Raw genomic sequence first — 17,163 nt, forward strand, 5'->3', positions numbered from 1 at the left:
TCATGAGACTCTCTAGATGGCGTATAGGTTCGCGCAAGAGCCAGCTTTTTATAATTTATTTTCGCCGACCATCGCCAAGAATTCATCGAAGGTGATGATTGTCAGATCCTGACCCTTGTCTTTGAGCTCGCGTGCGCGCTTTTCTTTACTGGTCATTGTGGCCCACTGCCCCACGATGAGCATTGTTGTTTTCTTGGTGACGTTCTTGGCTACTGTGCCACCGGCCTGCGCAATCATGTTCCACACGGCGCTCTTATCGTACGGCTCCACATCGCCGGTGACCGTGACATTATGCCCGTAGATTGGGTTGGTGATGTCTGCGTCCTTATTTGCTTCCGGAATCTCATCGGGGGTGGCCACTTTGGACCAGGGGGCGCGGGGCCGTGCAGTCTTTGTGGCTTTCCTTTCCGACGGCATCTCTGCCCTCGTCGAGTCCTCTGCGGAGTTGCCGGAGTGCGGAGCAGTGGCGGAATCGGTGGCTCGTCCTACTGCGGTGCCGCTCGCATTGTCGAGAGGGTACCCTGCTTGGAGGTTGGTCAAGCGGGTATTAATCGCCGCAAATTGTGAGAGCTGCGTCGGGGAGAAATTCAGACGTGTGCGCGTGTGCTCAGTGAGCAGCTCGATATATCCCGGAGACAGCCCATCGGGCTGCTGGAAATACCAGCCGACCAGTTCAGAGGCAGCGATGTTGGCGTCGGGAAGCAGAGAAGAGGCCAGCAAGGATCGGGTGATCTGTACACCTTCTTCGGTGATAGTCACTTCGGCGCCACGAGCTGGGAGAGCAACGGTCACGGGTGCACCACCGTATTCACAGGGCGTTGGAGGATAACCACGCTACGTCCTTCTACCTTCAATGTGTCCTTCGGCGCATAGGTCTGTGCATTCTCCGGTACGCCGGTATCGAGATGGGTGTCTAAGACGACAGTCCAATGACCTTCTTCGCCAGGTTCCACATGCATGACGGATTCTCGAACGGGCATGGTGAATTCGATCGGTTCGTGGTGCGCGTTGAAACACAGCAGGAAAGAATCATCGGTGATGGGTCTACCTTGACGGTCCGGCTCGGCGATCGCATTGCCATTAAGGTGCACCATCAGAGACTTTCCGAAGTGCTGAGACCAATCGGCTTCGGTCATCAGGCGGGCGGAAGGGGTCAGCCACGCAATATCGCGATCAGCCACGTCTTCACCAAGCGGACCACCGGCTAGGAAACGCCGACGGCAGAACACCGGGTGTGCTTTACGCATTGCCAGCAAGTACCGGGTGAACGAGTACAAGTCCTCATCGATGTTGTCCCAGTCCATCCAAGCAATCTCGTTGTCTTGGCAGTAGACATTATTATTTCCCTCTTGGGTGCGGCCAATCTCATCACCGTGGGAGAGCATGGGCGTGCCTTGAGAGAGGATCAGTGTGGTGAGGAAATTACGTCGCTGCTGGCGACGGAGGGAAATAATGGCCTCGTCTTGCGTCGGGCCTTCCACCCCACAGTTCCACGATCGGTTGTGAGACTCGCCATCGCGGTTATCTTCCCCATTTGCCGCATTGTGTTTCTCGTTGTAGCTGACCAGGTCATTGAGGGTAAAACCGTCATGGGCTGTGACGAAGTTAATGGAAGCAGTGGGGCGACGCCCATTGGCAGCGTAGAGATCAGACGAGCCAGTGAGACGCGAGGCGAATTCACCCAAAGTGGAGGGCTCGCCGCGCCAGAAGTCACGGACGGTATCGCGGTATTTCCCATTCCACTCTTTCCACAAAGTAGGGAAGTTGCCTACCTGGTATCCGCCCTCGCCAACATCCCACGGTTCTGCAATGAGTTTGACTTGGCTGACAATCGGATCTTGCTGAACGAGGTCAAAGAATGCGGAGAGGCGATCCACATCATGAAATTCGCGAGCCAAGGTGGATGCGAGATCGAAACGGAACCCGTCGATGTGCATTTCAGTGACCCAGTAGCGCAAGGAGTCCATGATCAGCTGCAACGTCTGGGGGTGGCGCACGTTGAGAGAGTTTCCCGTCCCCGTGTAGTCCATGTAGTGGGAGCGGTCTCCATCGACGAGACGATAGTAGGCTGCGTTATCGATGCCCCGGAAGTTATAGGTCGGGCCCATGTGGTTGCCTTCGGACGTATGGTTATAAACCACGTCGAGAATGACTTCGAGACCAGCGTCGTGGAAATTGTGGACCATCTGCTTGAATTCGGCCACCGTGCCTTCGGCTGAGTTCGACGCAGCATAGTCCCGATGAGGAGCCATGAACCCGAGAGTGTTGTAGCCCCAGTAGTTGCGTAAACCCAGCTCACGTAGACGGTCGTCGTGGACGAATTGGTGGACGGGCATTAGTTCCACGGATGTTACGCCGAGGTCCTTGAGATAATCGATGACGGCGTGGTGACCGAGTCCTGCGTAGGTACCGCGCAAGTGTTCGGGGACGCCAGGGAGGGTGGCGGTCATTCCCTTGACATGCGTTTCATAGATAACCGTTTTGTGGTTCTCAATGTTGGGACGGCGGTCATTGGACCAGTCAAAATATGGGTTGATGACCACTGATCGCATCGTGTGGGGAGCGGAGTCCTCCTCGTTGCGCTGGGAAGGGTTGTTGAGGTCGTAATTAAACAGCGAGGGGTGGCCGTCGAATTCACCGTCGAAGGACTTGCCATAAGGGTCCATGAGTAATTTTGACGGGTCGCATCGGTGACCATTGTCTGGGTCCCAGGGGCCATGTATGCGGTAACCATAACGCTGACCTGGCACGATACCCGGCAGGTAGCAGTGCCAAATATGCATATCCACTTCTTCGAGGGATATGCGGGTTTCCATTCCACGTTGGTCGAAAAGGCATAGTTCTACCTTGTCGGCCACTTCCGAGAAGATGGCAAAGTTGGTGCCGTTGCCATCAAATGTTGCGCCGAGGGGGTACGCCTCTCCGGGCCAGACGAGCAAAGGAGCTCCAGGCGCGCGCAAACCACTCTTATCAGCCAAGCCAAAAGACATAGTTATAAAGTCTACCGATTATCTTCTTGCAGCAACATTGCGACACCGTGGCGAATATCCACACTCACTAGCTCATTTTCATCCTGTTTGCCCAGTGCTAGTGCCACATTTTCCTTAGCTTGGAAATCTAGAGCGGCCCCGAATACGTAGTGGTAGAGAATTTGCCCCTTATGAGGGGCAAGGCAATCCAATTCGGCCACAATATCGCGCTCCACAGTGTGTGAAGCTATCGCGGTCAGAGTGATGTCAGCTCCGTCACGCAGCGTGGTGAGTGCCTCGTAGAGTGCTACGCAGTATTCTTGCGCCTGTACATCGGCACTGTCCGGGGTAGGAACGGCGTTCAACAGCTGCAGGGCAATAGCACCCAATAGATCTTGTTTGCTGGGGTAATGCCAGTACAAGGCGCCTGGAGCGACGTCGAGTGTGCGGGCAAGTCTGCGCATGGTGAGGTCGCCGAGGCCGTAATCGGAAAGGATTTCGGTGGCCTTGTCCAAGATGATCTGGGTGTTGAGCTGCACGCCTTACAGGGTAGTCTGCAAAACATGAAGTATCGCAAGATTCTCATGGCAGCCATGATCATGGCTCCACTCGCATTGAGCGCCTGCGGGTCCGACGAAAAAAGTGCGGACAGTTCTGCTGACAAGAATTCAGCTTCAGCTGTTTCGGCAAGCAACTCTGCGACGGCCACAACTGAGCAACCGCAGTCTTCGACCGAAGCCCAGAAAGGGAATTCTGCGTCGGAGGGGAGCAGCAGCCCCCTGCCGCCTGAAGCCACCGCAGCGCCAGTGCCTAGTCACGAGGGCAGTGATCAGCAGCAGATCGAGTCCCTCGTCAACGGCATGAATGTCGGCGATAACATGTCTGCGCGTTTCCACTATGTGGCCGACAATTACTGCGAGGCTTACCTTGAGCCGCGCGGCGGCGCTGCAGGTTTCCGTGCCCAGGCGGATTCCTTCGTGATCAACGGAAAACCGGTAACTGTCAGTGAGACCGGACAGGAGATCCCTACCGTTAAGGGCGTGACGAATGTCAAGGTCGACGGGGATAAAGCGACGGGCGATATTCAAAGCTCACAGGGGTCGTACCCAATGCAATTCACCCGTGAGGGTGGAGCGTGGAAGATCTGCCCGAGTTCGTAAATGAAAACTCGGGTACGTAGCCGCCTGCAATCCCTTCCACAAGGGGTGGCAGATGCGGCGTTGTTCTTTGTGGTCACCGTGGTCGTATTCACCGTAGCTGGCGCGTTGTGGGGTGCGTTGTATCCCACCACCCAGGTGCGGATTTCTGCTGATGCGGGAGCGGAAATCGTTCCGGAGACTGTGGACGCTGGATTTCAAGCCTATGCCTGGTACATCGTGGGTTCGGTGGTTCTGGGCTTTGCTCTTGCGAGGTGGGCGTACACTACGCTGCGTAGGGGAGTAACCCAGCTGCTGTGGCTGTTTTGTTGGGTTCTTTTTGGCGCGTGGTGGGCGATCCTCATAGGGGCGCGTGTTGTTGAGGCCGTGCATCCTATGGACCGATCGGTTACTCAGCCTGGCGATGTTTTCTACGTGGTTGATTTCATCTCTGCATGGCCGGTGGTATTGGTTGCGCCGACCATCGCTGTACTCTCGTACTGGATCGGTGCAGTCGTAGATGATCCGGATTCCTTTGAAAACTAAAAGCTACTGCTGGGCTATTATTGCCGAGCATGACCGATAGCTCTCTTCTTGAACAGATCCACAAGACTGATGGTGTATGGACGGGTATTACCGCCGACAATCTCTGGGCGGACGAGGTGCGCCGTTTAGCCAGACGACGCAATGCAGTGATCCTCGCCCATAATTACGAGCTACCGGAGATCCAAGATATTGCCGATCATGTGGGCGACTCGTTGGCGCTCTCTCGCATCGCCTCAGAGACTGACGCTGACACCATCGTCTTCTGCGGTGTGCACTTTATGGCAGAAACCGCCAAGATCCTCAGTCCTGAAAAGACAGTGCTCATTCCAGACGCCAATGCAGGCTGTTCCTTGGCGGATTCCCTCACCGCCGAAGAGCTCACAGAATGGAAAGCTGAACATCCGGATGCACTGGTGGTGAGCTATGTCAACACCACCGCAGCTGTAAAAGCTCTCACGGATGTGTGCTGCACTAGTTCCAATGCAGTAGATGTGGTCAATGCCCTGCCTAAGGATAAAGAGATACTTTTTGGGCCGGACCAGTTCCTCGGGGCACATGTGCGTCGCGAAACGGGACGGGACAACATCCATGTCTGGTCCGGCGAGTGTCACGTTCATGCGGGCATCTCTGGGCCGTCGCTCACTGAGCAAGTCCACTCCCACCCAGGGGCGGACCTATTCATTCACCCCGAATGCGGTTGTGCAAACTCCGCGATTTATCTCGCTGGGGAGGGGACAGTTCCCGAGGAACGCGTGCATATGCTTTCCACAGGAGAGATGATTAGCCACGCCAAAACCACCCGGCAATCTACCGTTTTGGTTGCGACGGAAGTGGGGATGCTCCATCAGTTGCGTCGAGCCAACCCAGGCGTGGACTTCAAGGCCGTCAATGATCGCGCTGCGTGCCCATACATGAAAATGATTACTCCAGCGGCACTTCTCAGGTGCTTGGCCCTGGGACAGGACGAGGTGACTGTCGACGAACACACCGCTATTGCCGCCCGGCAGGCCGTAGAGCGAATGATTGCTATTGGCAACCCAGGTAGCGGCGAGTGATTGAGAGCCACCGATGGTAACCTCTTATCCTTTTCCCATTCCCGAAGCTCTGACAAATCCGCGCTTGATTCGCCAACATTTCGCACGTATGGCGCGAGCCGGTCTCGAAGAAGACCTAGGATACGGCCCTGATCTCACGACCCTCTCGACCATCTCGCAAGGAGAAATAGGACGGCGTGTCGTGCGTTCCCGGGATGCGGGTGTGCTTTCTGGGCTCGACGCCGTTACTGTCCTCCTAGAGGTCGCCTCCGAGCCAGAGTGGAATCTCGAGGGCAGGGTGGAGTTTCGCCCCTGTCTCAACAACGGCGATCGTGTAGATCCAGGTACGGCAGTGGCCGTTCTGGAAGGGGACCTACGGGTGATGCTGCAGGTGGAACGGACCATCCTCAATATTTTGTCGCATGCGTGCGGTATTGCCACTCACACCGCGCAATGGGTAGCTCAGATGCCTGAAGGGGTGGCTGTGCGTGATTCCCGCAAGACCCTGCCAGGTTTACGGATGCTGCAAAAACGTGCGGTAATTCACGGTGGCGGGACTCCGCACCGCTGGGCATTGGGTGACCAAGTGATGGTGAAAGACAACCATGTGGGCTCCAGCGAGGGTGGTGTACTGGCGGCGTACGAACTGGTCAAAGACGTACCACACTGGGTCGAAATAGAGGTCGATACCCTTGAGCAGCTTAGGCAACTGTTACAGCAGAAACCCACGCAAATTTTGCTGGATAACTTCACTGTGAAAGACACCTGTACGGCTGTCGACATGCGTGACGAGTTGAGTCCAGAGACCTTGTTGGAATCTTCCGGGGGGATCACGTATGACTCGGCTGCCATGTACGGCGCAACGGGTGTTGATTCGATAGCCGTGGGAGCACTCACCCATAGCGTGCGGGTGCTGGATCTCGGCCTCGATTGATGAATTGTGGGCTTGCTGAGACTTGTCCTCAAAATCTTCCCGCGCGTGAATCACTGAGCACGGCGGAAATCGAGGATATAGCGGTAATGGTTAATCAATTCGTTGATGACTGGGTCGAAGTCTTCATCGACGTTATGTAACCACACGTCGAGGTCGGGAAGGCATGCTGTGGCGCGGTTAATGGCCTTATCAGCGTCATCGGGAAGGCGTAGTGCAATGAGGCCGCCCGCCATGGTTAGCCACGCACTAGCCTCCTTGATCGGATCTGACGCTCTGCGAAATAGCTCAGCTGCGCGACGGGAATGTGCGACGACCTCCCGTTCATTGAGGACGACATGGGTCATTGTGAGATTCCACTCCGCCCGGTTCCACACGAGAGTCTCTTCGTCGGCATGCCTGGATTGGTATTGGTGTGACGCTGCTTTATCCAGTAATTCATACGCCCGTGACATGAGAGAATGAGCTTCCTCGAACTCCATGCTCTCAGCCACAGCGACGGATTGCAGGATGTGGGAGGCGCTAATCAACTCGCCACACTGTTCATAAAGGGCTGCGCGTCGCAGTTGAATAGTCAGGACTTCCTCATCCAAACCGAGTTCCAGACCGGCAAACGTGGCGATGGTGTAACAGGTAATTGTCCGTTGAACGTCAGGAGTGAGCTCAGACCACTCCGCAATGGAGCGAGCATTGTCCCATGCCTCCTGGTGCAAACCAGCCATGAAAGCGGCCTGAGCGAGCATTGCGCGCATATTCAGGAGGGCAGGGCAGATTGGAATGCCTTCAGTCGCATCGAGCATGCGGGAGGCCAAAGACCATGTCTCGCCTTCCTTTCCGAGGCTGGAGAGCATCCGGCACGCCAGTTCTGCCCTTTCGAGTGCCATGACCGGGGCGCCCATAGCGAGTGCGAGTTCTGCGCATTCACCCCAATGGACAGCGACTTGTTCTTCGAGTCGCTGAGCGTCGTGCTGCGGCGTGGCGTCGAAGTGTTCTGATAGTTGTTCTTTCTCCGCAACATCGAGAAGGTCGAGCATGGCAAAGTGGCCGAGCATGAAATGGGCTTCGTATTTTGGCGCTACTGTCTCGGCGACCCGGAGGACGTCGAGAGCGATGTCCCGTGCCCTGTCCTTGCGGCCACAACTCCAGTGTTCCTGTGCGAACCAGAGCATCTCTTCTGTGGAGCTTGCAGGGTTCCGCCCGAAGCGATGAACCATCGAGCGGAAGAAATCCCGAAGAGCGCTGACATCGATTGCTGCGTACGGGGTGTGGCGAGACCCAGAATCACTGGGGGTGTGGTGAGAGACAGAATCCTGGGCTCTGTGCTGAGACTGAGAAGGACCGTGGAGGGGGGATTCTGCTCCCGGTGAGTTCTTTGTGGGGGAGGGGATCCGTGAAGGATCTGCAGCAATGTTTGAAGCTACGGTGTGAGCCGTAGTTGCAGCGGTGGTCAATGCCGTCGCTTGCTGCTTTGACACCGAGCGCCACGTTAACTTTGGGTCTTCGGCAATAGTGAGGGAATCGTTATCTGGCCGCCATTGGCTGAAGCGTTCGGCTATATCGGAGAGAAGTTGTGCTGCCTCCGGCAAGTGATAGACCGCGTGCTCGGATTGATTGAGAGCCTGGTAGGCCAAATGAGCCGCAGCAACCAAGGCGACGTCGTGCTTTCCGTTGCTCTTCGCCCACTCTTCCAATGCCTGTAGAGCCAAGACAGCCTCGTCGCTGAGGCCCAACCAATCGGCGGCTGCAGCGCGGACGCTATAGAATTCCCCTCGATAGTCGGACGGAATTTCGGATTCATCGACCAGCCAGAATTCCCGTGCATAGTTGTTGATTAGCTCCCAACTCAAACGGGTATCTCCGGCGGCTGCGGCAGCTGCGGAATCTCTCAAAAGAGAATCGATGGTTTGCGCCATAGACCTGCTGCACCGTCCTTTCTTCGTTGCTGGGTAGAATCATGATCAAGCCTAGAAGAGCCACGTTAGTGGAAAAGCCTTGAGGAGGACGTACACACATGCTTGCCCGGATTGATTTGCGAGGTCAGACTCCGACAACCTCCGAGCTCCGACATGTTCTCCCACGCGGCGGCACTGACGTTGATTCGGTCATTCCTACGGTAGCGCCGGTTGTTCACGCTGTACGGGAACGTGGTGCCTCTGCGGCGCTGGATTACGGGGAGAAATTTGATGGTGTGGTTCCCCAGTCCGTTCGCGTGCCAAAAGCTCAGTTCGACGCAGCGCTGGACACCCTAGACCCGAGTGTCATAGAAGCGCTCACGGAATCGATTCGCCGCGTTCGTGCGTTTCACTCCACCCAGATTCCGAAGAATCACGATGTGGAACTTGCCCCGGGTGGTTGTGTTTCCGAACGGTGGGTGCCAGTGGAACGTGTGGGACTGTATGTTCCGGGCGGCAAGGCAGTATACCCGTCATCGGTGATTATGAATGTGGTTCCTGCTCAGGAAGCCGGAGTGCAATCTTTGGTCGTCGCTTCTCCTCCGCAGGATAACGGCTGGCCACACCCAACGATTCTGGCGGCTTGTAGCCTGCTGGGTGTCGACGAAGTGTGGGCTGTGGGTGGAGCCCAGGCTGTGGCGCTGTTAGCTTACGGCGACGCAGCAGAAGATCTGGAGCCGGTCGACATGATAACCGGCCCCGGCAATATCTTCGTCACTGCCGCTAAGCGTCTAGTGCGTGGTGTGGTGGGCATCGATTCGGAAGCGGGGCCGACCGAGATTGCAATTGTCGCCGATGAAACCGCCGACGCCGTAGAAGTAGCCTACGATCTCATCAGCCAGGCAGAACACGATCCGATGGCGGCGTCTGTCCTCATCACAACATCCGAGGATCTGGCTGAGGCTGTAGAAAAGGAAGTATCCGAACGCTATCGCGTCACCCTCAATGCCGAGCGGGTTCGAGAAGCACTAGAGGGTGAGCAAAGTGGCGTCGTCCTCGTGGACGATATGCAGACAGCTATTGCAGCGGCCAATGCATACGCCGCTGAACACCTTGAGATCCATACCGACAAAGCGGAAGAAATCGCCACCCAGATCACTAACGCTGGCGCGATCTTCATCGGTCGTTACAGCCCAGTACCGCTCGGTGATTACTCTGCGGGCTCTAACCATGTGCTTCCTACCTCGGGTTCAGCTCGCCATAGTTCCGGTCTATCCACCCACACCTTCCTCAAATCTATCCATGTGGTGAACTACACCAAGGAAGCGCTGAAGGATATATCCCAGACCGTCATCACGCTGGCAGATGCAGAACACCTTCCAGCGCATGGTGAGGCAATCGCCGCCCGTTTTAATGTTGAGAGTGAGAGAGACTAGAGGGGACACGATACTATGGCGAATCTTTCCGATCTGCCCTTGCGTGAGGAATTGCGCGGACAGACTGCTTATGGGGCACCACAACTGAAGGTCATCAACCAGCTCAACACCAATGAAAACCCCTACGCACCGAGTCAAGCGATTATTGATGAAATTGCAGAGAAGGTGTGCGAATTAGGTGCGGAGCTTAACCGTTATCCAGATAGGGACGCTATCGGTCTGCGCACAGAGCTGGCTCGCTATATTTCCCGCCAAACAGGAGTGACCGTTGACGTCGAGAACGTGTGGGCTGCCAACGGTTCTAACGAGGTCCTGCAGCAGTTGCTTCAAGCCTTTGGCGGACCGGGGCGAAAGGCGATGGGTTTTACCCCGAGTTACTCGATGCACCCCATCCTTTCATCGGGCACTCTGACCGAGTTCATCGCTGTAGAGCGCCAGGAATCGGAGGGCTTTGCCATCAACCTGGATAAAGCGCGAGCAGCTATTGCCGAACACCGGCCTGACGTCATTTTCATCACGACGCCGAATAATCCGACAGGAAACCTGACCACGCTCGCCGAGATCCGGGACATCGTGGAGGCCGCGCCGGGCATTGTGATTGTGGATGAGGCATATGCAGAGTTCTGTGACGAACCTTCAGCAGTGACGCTCCTGAAGGACTACCCAACAAAGTTGGTTGTGTCACGGACGATGAGTAAGGCGTTTGACTTTGCTGGGGGGCGTCTAGGCTATTTTGTGGCGGACCCTGCCTTCATCGAAGCTGTGATGCTGGTGCGCCTGCCTTATCACCTATCGACGCTAGCGCAAGCTGCAGCCACCGCGGCACTGCACCACAGCGTGGATACCCTAGCCACCGTGGAGAAGCTATGCCAGGAACGCGATCGTGTACGGACTCGCCTCGCAGAGTTGGGCTACGACGTGATTGAATCCCATTCCAACTTTATTTTTTTTGGACACTTTTCTGATTCTCATCAGGCATGGGAAGGCTTCCTAAAACGCGATGTATTAATTCGTGACGTGGGTGTAGCTGGGTGGCTGCGTGCCAGCGTTGGCCTTCCAGAAGAAAACGATGCATTCTTATCTGCAGCGGAAGAATTAGCACCAAAGGCATGAAGAGTATGACACAGAACAACGACGTCTCAGCAGACCGTATTGGGTCCGTTACACGGGCTACCAGCGAATCCAATATCAGTGTGGACATTAATCTCGACGGCACGGGCAAGACAGATATTGATACTGGCGTGCCATTTTTCGACCACATGCTCACCGCTTTTGGCGCCCATGGCTCGTTTGATCTCACGGTGAGAGCTGTCGGAGACGTTGAAATTGATGCTCATCACACCGTGGAAGATACGGGAATTGTGTTGGGTCAGGCTCTGAGCAAGGCTCTGGGCGATAAAAAAGGCATTCGCCGCTTTGGGGATGCCTTCATTCCCATGGATGAAACCCTCGCCCATGCGGCAGTAGACGTGTCAGGCCGTCCATATTATGTGGGCTCTGGGGAGCCCGACGCCCTGGTTCATACGATTATCGGAGGTCACTACGCCACGGTGATCAACCAGCACTTTTTTGAGACTTTGGCACTCAATGCGCGCATCGCTTTGCATGTACGATGCCTCTACGGACGCGATCCACACCACATTACAGAGGCGGAGTTCAAAGCCGTTGCGCGTGCTTTGCGGCATGCCACCGAGAAGGATCCACGAGTGACGGGGGTTCCTTCTACGAAGGGTGCACTGTAGGCGGCCATTTGGTCGCAGTTATAGTTGCGCTTGAAAATTGCAGCGGCCGCGGATGCGAACGCACACAGTACGGAGGCGGCGTGTAGGCCGTCTCCTTCTCTCTGTGTGTTCTCTACTGCCGGCGCTCACGCGCACTGAGAAGCGCAGGAACACTGGGGATATGAGGAGTCGAGATGTACTCGAGTCCTCATATGAGTATATGAACGCCGGTTTACAGTCGTTGGTATCAGAGAACCGACACACGGATGCAGGTATGTGAACGCCGATATACGAACGAGGAGGTTGGCACCGGAGAATGGCACGGCAACAAGCATTGTCTCTCCAGGAGTTAGACGAGATTGACTCTTTATGGGAAGCTCCCGGCTTGCGCGCCACGTTAGTCAGCGTGTTTTGTGCTTTCGGCGGATGGTCGCTTCTCCTTCCCGTCATTCCATTGGCGGTGATTCAACATGGGGGGTCTGATTCACTCGCGGGGTTGTCGACAGGCGTGTTTATGGCCGCGACTGTGTGCACTCAGGCGTGTACGCCGTGGGCTATCCGCACGCTTGGTTTTCCGCCGATCATGGTGTTCGCCGCTCTGATGCTTGGGCTCCCAGCACTGGTCTATATCCTCGACATGTCCCCAGTTCCCCTGCTGCTCGTAGCGGTGCTACGTGGTATCGGTTTTGGTTCTGTGACGGTCGCCGAGGCCGCTTTGATTGCTGAATTGGTTCCTCCACGGTTGATCGGGCATTCTTCTGCTGCGTTGGGCGTTTCTGTGGGTGTGTCGCAGCTAGTGGGCTTTCCTCTGGGTTTGTGGATGTATTCCACCTGTGGAGAGGGGGTTGTGTTTGCTGTAGCCGCGCTCTACGCGGTTATTGGTGCACTCTGCGGTGCATGGATTCCGTCCCGGCGCCGCGGCGGGCAAATTGGCCTCTCTAGTTCTTCGTCTCCCTCTTCGTCGATCGACGCCACTGCATCGCATTCCCACGGAGATTCAGGTATTAATTCGCGAGACAGTGTTGATGCGCGATCCGGTATCGATGAACAAAACAACGCCGTGACACAAGGCCGTGAGGATGCGAGTGCACAGTCATACACTGCCGCTACCTGGAAACTCGCCGCCGTACCGGGGCTGGCTATTGGAGGAATAGCGACCGGTTTTGCCGCATTTAGTACGTTCCTTGCACCGGCAGCGGAAACAATTGATGTGAATGTAGCTGGGCTGATCTCCGCGGCGGGACTTTCGGTACTCGGAGGTTGTCAGATGGTGGGGCGTGTGCTTGCGGGGCGTTATGCGTCCACCACCGGGGAAGCAGGCAACCTGGCGGTTGTGGGTCTAGTGAGTGGAATTCTGGGTGTTGTGATCGCGGGCGCCATGATTGTGGCTCAACCACACGGAGCTATGTTGTGTACGCTCGCTTTTCTGGCGACATGTGTATTCGGGTTCGGATTTGGGATCGTTCAAAACGAGGCTTTATTGATGCTTTTTGAGCGTTTGCCAAGGAGTAAATCGACCCAAGCTTCTGCGCTGTGGAACATGACTTTCGATACTGGTACAGGTTTAGGCGCGGTTCTGCTTGGCCTGGTGGCCTCCGCGCTGGCGTACCAGGGGGCTTTCTTTAGTGCAGCGCTTATTATTTTTGTAGCGTGCGCTGCTGTCATCGGTGACCGCGTGGTGGGTAAGCGGCGTGTAATGCATGCTCGAAGTGCTGTGCAGAGAATAGATATCTCGTAGTGGTGAGGCTCTCGTTCGCAGATGGAGATAAAGCTATTAGAATTTCTTTCTATGTCAGACATCACTGCTTCCTCCACTGGCGATAGTCTTTCCCAACCTACCGTTGCCCTGCTCGACTACGGCAGCGGCAATGTTCGTTCCGCGCAGCGGGCGCTTGAACGTGCCGGGGCGCAGGTGACGGTCACTCATGATCCAAAGATTGTCCTGGCGGCAGATGGGTTGTTGGTTCCCGGCGTGGGCGCGTTTGCTGCATGCATGGAGGGGCTCAATGCTGTCCATGGGCCGCGGATGATCGGTGAGCGCTTGGCTGGTGGTCGCCCGGTTTTGGGTATCTGCGTGGGTATGCAGATCATGTTCGAATACGGCGTAGAGTTTTCTGATGGCGAGGGCAGTGAGCCTGCGTTAGGCACCGGTGAATGGCCCGGTACTGTGGAGCACCTCGATGCCGATGTTCTTCCGCACATGGGGTGGAACACTGTTGACGTAGCTGAGGGCTCGCGGATGTTTGCCGGGGCAGCAGCAGATGAACGCTACTATTTTGTGCATTCGTATGGTGTGCGCAAGTGGGAGCTGATGACGGATGGGCACACTGAAGCTCCGCTGGTGCACTGGGCCGAACACGGTCGCTCACGTTTTGTTGCGGCTGTGGAAAATGGCCCCTTGTGGGCCACTCAGTTCCATCCGGAGAAGTCCGGCGATGCGGGCGCGCTACTTCTGCGTAACTGGGTAGATAGCCTGCGTTAGACTCAGGTGGGTGAGCGCTCATCCGTGAGGTGAGAGGCACTACCCCTGTGAGAAACAAAAATTTTCTAGACTATAAAACCACAAGCAACGACGCTGAACAGGAACCACTGAGCATTATGTCCATCTCTGCAAACCGACTGGTACTTCTTCCTGCCGTTGATGTCGCCGATGGCCAGGCGGTTCGTCTGGTGCAAGGTGAAGCCGGTACCGAGACCAATTATGGCGCCCCGCTCGATGCCGCTATGGCATGGCAAAACGCAGGAGCAGAGTGGGTGCATTTGGTGGATTTGGATGCAGCCTTTGGGCGCGGAAGTAACTTTGAGATTCTTCGCGACGTCGTCGCTGCATTAGACATCGACGTGGAGCTTTCCGGTGGTATTCGGGATGACGAGTCTCTAGAGCGAGCTTTGTCTACAGGGTGCCGGCGGGTGAACATCGGTACTGCCGCGTTGGAAAACCCGGAGTGGTGTGAACAAATCATCAAGGAGTACGGAGATCGTGTCGCAATAGGGCTTGACACCCGCCAAGTTGATGGAGAATGGCGTTTGCGTGGACGCGGCTGGACGTCTGATGGCGGTGATTTGTGGGAGGTTCTGGAACGTCTCGATGCGCAGGGAGTGTCCCGACTCGTTGTTACAGACGTGTCCCGCGATGGGATGCTCAATGGTCCAAATATCGACCTATTGCGTGATGTCGCGGCTGCGACGGACGCTCCCGTGGTTGCCTCCGGTGGTATTTCCTCTCTCGAGGATATCCGTGCGCTGGCGAACATCGTGGGTGAAGGTGTCGATTCCGCCATCGTCGGCAAGGCTCTCTATGCGGGTAAATTCACGTTGGAAGAAGCTCTGGAGGCTGCCCGACCATGAGCGATGATTTAGATACCCGGGCTTTGCTGGCGATTGCCGAGGCAGCCGTTGATGAAGCCGAATCCACATTCTCCGCGGCTGTGGGAGCGGATCCGGAGGTCATTAAATCACCCGGGGATTTCGCTACCGAAGCCGACCTTTCGGTCGAACGCCAGCTCCGCACGCTATTGACCCAATACACCGGGCTGCCAGTTCATGGTGAGGAATACGGCACTGTTTTGCCGGGGGAGATCCCCGGCGAAAAACCTCAAGAGCGCTACCCGACCGACGACATGGCCGATGGGCTTGACGGTCCGCGCAGGGCAACCGTCCACGACTCCGCGGAGCCGGACACCTACTGGGTGGTTGACCCGATCGACGGAACTGCCAATTACGCCGTGGGGAACCCTTTTGCCTGCATTCTAGTGTCGCTCGTGCACAAGGGGGACACGTTGCTTTCCGTCACTGAAATGCCTCTTCTTGGTCGACGCATTTCTGCCCGCAAGGGCCATGGGTTGCTCGTCGATGGGATGCCTGCCCGGCCTTTGCCACCCTCGGATCCTGGAGTGACTCAAATTAGCTTCGGTTCCATTTTGTCCCAGCGTCGTGGAAACCTGCCGATCAGTTACCGCCAAGACATGCTTAATGAGATTGGCAAATCTTATCCACGCATGCGCGTGACAGGGTCAGTGGGCATTGATCTGGCGTTCACCGCAGCGGGGGTTTTCGGCGGGACTGTGACGTTTAGCCCCAACCTTTGGGACAATGCCGCAGGTATCCTCGCGGTTCAGGAAAACGGCGGAGTAGCCACAGATTTTGCGGGTAATCCCTGGCGGCCTGGTGTATCAGGTTTGGTAGCGGGGGAGCCCGAGGTTCATGCCACGTTGCTGCAGCATATCCAATCTGTGCCGATCGGTACCGCAGCGCGTAATGCACAAGAAATACGTGATCGTGGAGGAATCAAGTGAGCGTCACTACCAGAGTCATCCCTTGTCTCGACGTCAAAGATGGTCGCGTAGTCAAGGGTGTGAACTTCAAGGGGCTGCGCGATGCGGGTGATCCCGTGGAATTAGCGGCTCAATATGACCGCGACGGAGCTGATGAGCTTACTTTCCTCGATGTGTCAGCGTCCAAGGAAGGGCGTGGAACCATGATCGATGTCGTGCGACGCACCGCGGATCAGATTTTCATCCCCCTCACGGTGGGGGGAGGTATCCGCTCTGCTGAGGACGTCGATGCTCTCCTTCGTGCAGGGGCCGATAAGGTGTCTGTCAATTCTTCAGCTATTGCACGTCCGGAATTGCTGCGTGAGCTGTCCGAACGTTTCGGTGCGCAGTGCATCGTACTTTCTGTTGATGCCCGACGCATTCCCGGTGCTCAGCCGGGAAAGTATGAGGTGACTACGCACGGTGGTACCCAGGGCACAGGCATCGACGCTATCGAATGGGCTCGACGTGGCGAAGAACTGGGCGTGGGCGAGATCTTGCTCAACTCCATGGATGCTGATGGCACCAAGGAGGGCTTCGACATCGAGATGCTAGAGGCAGTTCGGGCAGTGGTCACAATTCCCGTGATCGCATCTGGCGGCGCTGGCCGCGCGGAGCATTTTCCACCGGCGGTGCAGGCCGGTGCGGATGCGGTGCTGGCTGCGTCGATTTTCCACTTCGGTGAGGTAACGATTCCCGAAGTGAAACAGACAATGGCTAAAGAAGGCATCGAGGTTCGATTGTGACTGCGACTAACCCGGCCGACTATGAATTGAATCCAGAGATAGCACAGCGCTTGAAAAGAAATGAGCAAGGCTTGGTGCCAGCGGTGGTACAGGATGCTCACACCGGCGCCGTGTTGATGATGGCGTGGATGGATGATCACGCGTTGGCGCACACGCTTGCAGAAAAGAAGGGGACTTACTGGTCACGCTCACGCAATGAGTACTGGATCAAAGGTGAGACTTCTGGCCACACGCAAGCTGTGCAAGAGGTGCGCTTGGATTGCGATGGAGACACCATCCTTGTGGTAGTTGATCAAATAGGTGGAGCGTGCCACACGGGTGACACCACCTGTTTTGACGCAGACAAACTGCTGTAGGGGAATCCCCGTGCACATGCTTCGGAGGAATGCGATTGCAGTCTATAGAGAGGGTAACTCCACCCCGAGCGGCACGAGTGGTG

Annotated in this window: 17 protein-coding genes; 13 read left to right on the forward strand and 4 right to left on the reverse strand. The window is 56.2% G+C overall.

What is annotated here, in order from left to right; all coding sequences use genetic code 11:
• Positions 1-48: 48 nt before the first annotated feature.
• Genes GP473_RS03605 through GP473_RS03615 form a run of 3 tightly spaced genes read right to left on the reverse strand, consistent with a single transcriptional unit; the run spans position 49 to position 3,508 of the window.
• On the reverse strand, positions 49-792 hold the full coding sequence (locus GP473_RS03605; protein ID WP_186277154.1) for a BRCT domain-containing protein: 744 nt from the start codon (positions 790-792) through the stop codon (positions 49-51).
• A complete protein-coding gene (gene glgX / locus GP473_RS03610) occupies positions 789-2,990 on the reverse strand; it encodes a glycogen debranching protein GlgX (RefSeq protein ID WP_185769075.1) in 2,202 nt (733 codons plus the stop codon). Before glgX ends, GP473_RS03605 begins: the two co-directional genes overlap by 4 nt.
• Before the next feature lie 11 nt (positions 2,991-3,001).
• Positions 3,002-3,508: a TetR/AcrR family transcriptional regulator gene (locus GP473_RS03615; RefSeq protein WP_186277155.1), complete on the reverse strand. Its 507-nt coding sequence runs from the start codon at positions 3,506-3,508 to the stop codon at positions 3,002-3,004.
• Between the two features lie 24 nt (positions 3,509-3,532).
• Here GP473_RS03615 and GP473_RS03620 point away from each other — a divergent pair, with 24 nt between their 5' ends.
• Genes GP473_RS03620 through nadC form a run of 4 tightly spaced genes read left to right on the forward strand, consistent with a single transcriptional unit; the run spans position 3,533 to position 6,619 of the window.
• Positions 3,533-4,129, forward strand: a complete 597-nt coding sequence (locus GP473_RS03620) for a hypothetical protein (protein ID WP_186277156.1) — start codon at positions 3,533-3,535, stop codon at positions 4,127-4,129.
• Positions 4,130-4,651 carry a hypothetical protein gene (locus GP473_RS03625; RefSeq protein WP_185769072.1) on the forward strand — a complete coding sequence of 174 codons (522 nt, stop codon included), beginning with the start codon at positions 4,130-4,132 and terminating at the stop codon, positions 4,649-4,651.
• Between the two features lie 29 nt (positions 4,652-4,680).
• A complete protein-coding gene (gene nadA, locus GP473_RS03630) occupies positions 4,681-5,706 on the forward strand; it encodes a quinolinate synthase NadA (protein WP_186277157.1) in 1,026 nt (341 codons plus the stop codon).
• A gap of 13 nt (positions 5,707-5,719) precedes the next feature.
• The gene (nadC, locus tag GP473_RS03635; protein ID WP_186277158.1) at positions 5,720-6,619 is read left to right on the forward strand and encodes a carboxylating nicotinate-nucleotide diphosphorylase; all 900 of its coding nucleotides are present in this window, start codon (positions 5,720-5,722) and stop codon (positions 6,617-6,619) included.
• A gap of 50 nt (positions 6,620-6,669) precedes the next feature.
• Here nadC and GP473_RS03640 read toward each other — a convergent pair whose 3' ends face one another.
• The gene (locus GP473_RS03640) at positions 6,670-8,529 is read right to left on the reverse strand and encodes a hypothetical protein (RefSeq protein ID WP_186277159.1); all 1,860 of its coding nucleotides are present in this window, start codon (positions 8,527-8,529) and stop codon (positions 6,670-6,672) included.
• 98 nt (positions 8,530-8,627) lie between these two features.
• Here GP473_RS03640 and hisD point away from each other — a divergent pair, with 98 nt between their 5' ends.
• The 9 genes from hisD to hisI all read left to right on the forward strand — a co-directional run bounded on the left by hisD (position 8,628) and on the right by hisI (position 17,080).
• Positions 8,628-9,944: a histidinol dehydrogenase gene (hisD, locus tag GP473_RS03645; RefSeq protein WP_186277160.1), complete on the forward strand. Its 1,317-nt coding sequence runs from the start codon at positions 8,628-8,630 to the stop codon at positions 9,942-9,944.
• A gap of 15 nt (positions 9,945-9,959) precedes the next feature.
• Entirely contained in the window at positions 9,960-11,057 is a 1,098-nt protein-coding gene (locus tag GP473_RS03650) for a histidinol-phosphate transaminase (protein WP_185769067.1), read from the forward strand.
• Positions 11,058-11,062: 5 nt separating this feature from the next.
• A complete protein-coding gene (gene hisB / locus GP473_RS03655) occupies positions 11,063-11,686 on the forward strand; it encodes an imidazoleglycerol-phosphate dehydratase HisB (protein WP_185769066.1) in 624 nt (207 codons plus the stop codon).
• A 295-nt stretch (positions 11,687-11,981) separates the two neighbouring features.
• A complete protein-coding gene (locus GP473_RS03660; RefSeq protein ID WP_185769065.1) occupies positions 11,982-13,403 on the forward strand; it encodes an MFS transporter in 1,422 nt (473 codons plus the stop codon).
• 51 nt (positions 13,404-13,454) lie between these two features.
• The gene (hisH, locus tag GP473_RS03665; protein WP_185769064.1) at positions 13,455-14,147 is read left to right on the forward strand and encodes an imidazole glycerol phosphate synthase subunit HisH; all 693 of its coding nucleotides are present in this window, start codon (positions 13,455-13,457) and stop codon (positions 14,145-14,147) included.
• Positions 14,148-14,263: 116 nt separating this feature from the next.
• Positions 14,264-15,013 carry a bifunctional 1-(5-phosphoribosyl)-5-((5-phosphoribosylamino)methylideneamino)imidazole-4-carboxamide isomerase/phosphoribosylanthranilate isomerase PriA gene (priA, locus tag GP473_RS03670; protein ID WP_186277161.1) on the forward strand — a complete coding sequence of 250 codons (750 nt, stop codon included), beginning with the start codon at positions 14,264-14,266 and terminating at the stop codon, positions 15,011-15,013.
• Complete coding sequence (locus GP473_RS03675) at positions 15,010-15,960, forward strand: inositol monophosphatase family protein (RefSeq protein ID WP_185769062.1); 951 nt, start codon at positions 15,010-15,012, stop codon at positions 15,958-15,960. The genes priA and GP473_RS03675 overlap by 4 nt, the downstream gene beginning before the upstream one ends.
• Positions 15,957-16,724, forward strand: coding sequence for an imidazole glycerol phosphate synthase subunit HisF (hisF, locus tag GP473_RS03680; protein WP_186277162.1), 768 nt, complete (start codon positions 15,957-15,959; stop codon positions 16,722-16,724). The genes GP473_RS03675 and hisF overlap by 4 nt, the downstream gene beginning before the upstream one ends.
• Positions 16,721-17,080, forward strand: coding sequence for a phosphoribosyl-AMP cyclohydrolase (gene hisI, locus GP473_RS03685; RefSeq protein WP_246394898.1), 360 nt, complete (start codon positions 16,721-16,723; stop codon positions 17,078-17,080). The genes hisF and hisI overlap by 4 nt, the downstream gene beginning before the upstream one ends.
• The last annotated feature ends 83 nt before the right edge of the window (positions 17,081-17,163 follow it).

Source organism: Corynebacterium anserum (genome assembly GCF_014262665.1).
Classification (GTDB): Bacteria; Actinomycetota; Actinomycetes; order Mycobacteriales; family Mycobacteriaceae; genus Corynebacterium; species Corynebacterium anserum.

Bases quoted from the DNA above. Each gene is read 5' to 3' on its own strand.
- glgX (WP_185769075.1), bottom strand. From the start codon at position 2,990: ATGTCTTTTGGCTTGGCTGATAAGAGTGGTTTGCGCGCGCCTGGAGCT.
- GP473_RS03620 (WP_186277156.1), top strand. From the start codon at position 3,533: ATGAAGTATCGCAAGATTCTCATGGCAGCCATGATCATGGCTCCACTC.
- GP473_RS03625 (WP_185769072.1), top strand. From the start codon at position 4,130: ATGAAAACTCGGGTACGTAGCCGCCTGCAATCCCTTCCACAAGGGGTG.
- nadA (WP_186277157.1), top strand. From the start codon at position 4,681: ATGACCGATAGCTCTCTTCTTGAACAGATCCACAAGACTGATGGTGTA.
- nadC (WP_186277158.1), top strand. From the start codon at position 5,720: ATGGTAACCTCTTATCCTTTTCCCATTCCCGAAGCTCTGACAAATCCG.
- GP473_RS03640 (WP_186277159.1), bottom strand. From the start codon at position 8,529: ATGGCGCAAACCATCGATTCTCTTTTGAGAGATTCCGCAGCTGCCGCA.
- hisD (WP_186277160.1), top strand. From the start codon at position 8,628: ATGCTTGCCCGGATTGATTTGCGAGGTCAGACTCCGACAACCTCCGAG.
- GP473_RS03650 (WP_185769067.1), top strand. From the start codon at position 9,960: ATGGCGAATCTTTCCGATCTGCCCTTGCGTGAGGAATTGCGCGGACAG.
- hisB (WP_185769066.1), top strand. From the start codon at position 11,063: ATGACACAGAACAACGACGTCTCAGCAGACCGTATTGGGTCCGTTACA.
- GP473_RS03660 (WP_185769065.1), top strand. From the start codon at position 11,982: ATGGCACGGCAACAAGCATTGTCTCTCCAGGAGTTAGACGAGATTGAC.
- hisH (WP_185769064.1), top strand. From the start codon at position 13,455: ATGTCAGACATCACTGCTTCCTCCACTGGCGATAGTCTTTCCCAACCT.
- priA (WP_186277161.1), top strand. From the start codon at position 14,264: ATGTCCATCTCTGCAAACCGACTGGTACTTCTTCCTGCCGTTGATGTC.
- GP473_RS03675 (WP_185769062.1), top strand. From the start codon at position 15,010: ATGAGCGATGATTTAGATACCCGGGCTTTGCTGGCGATTGCCGAGGCA.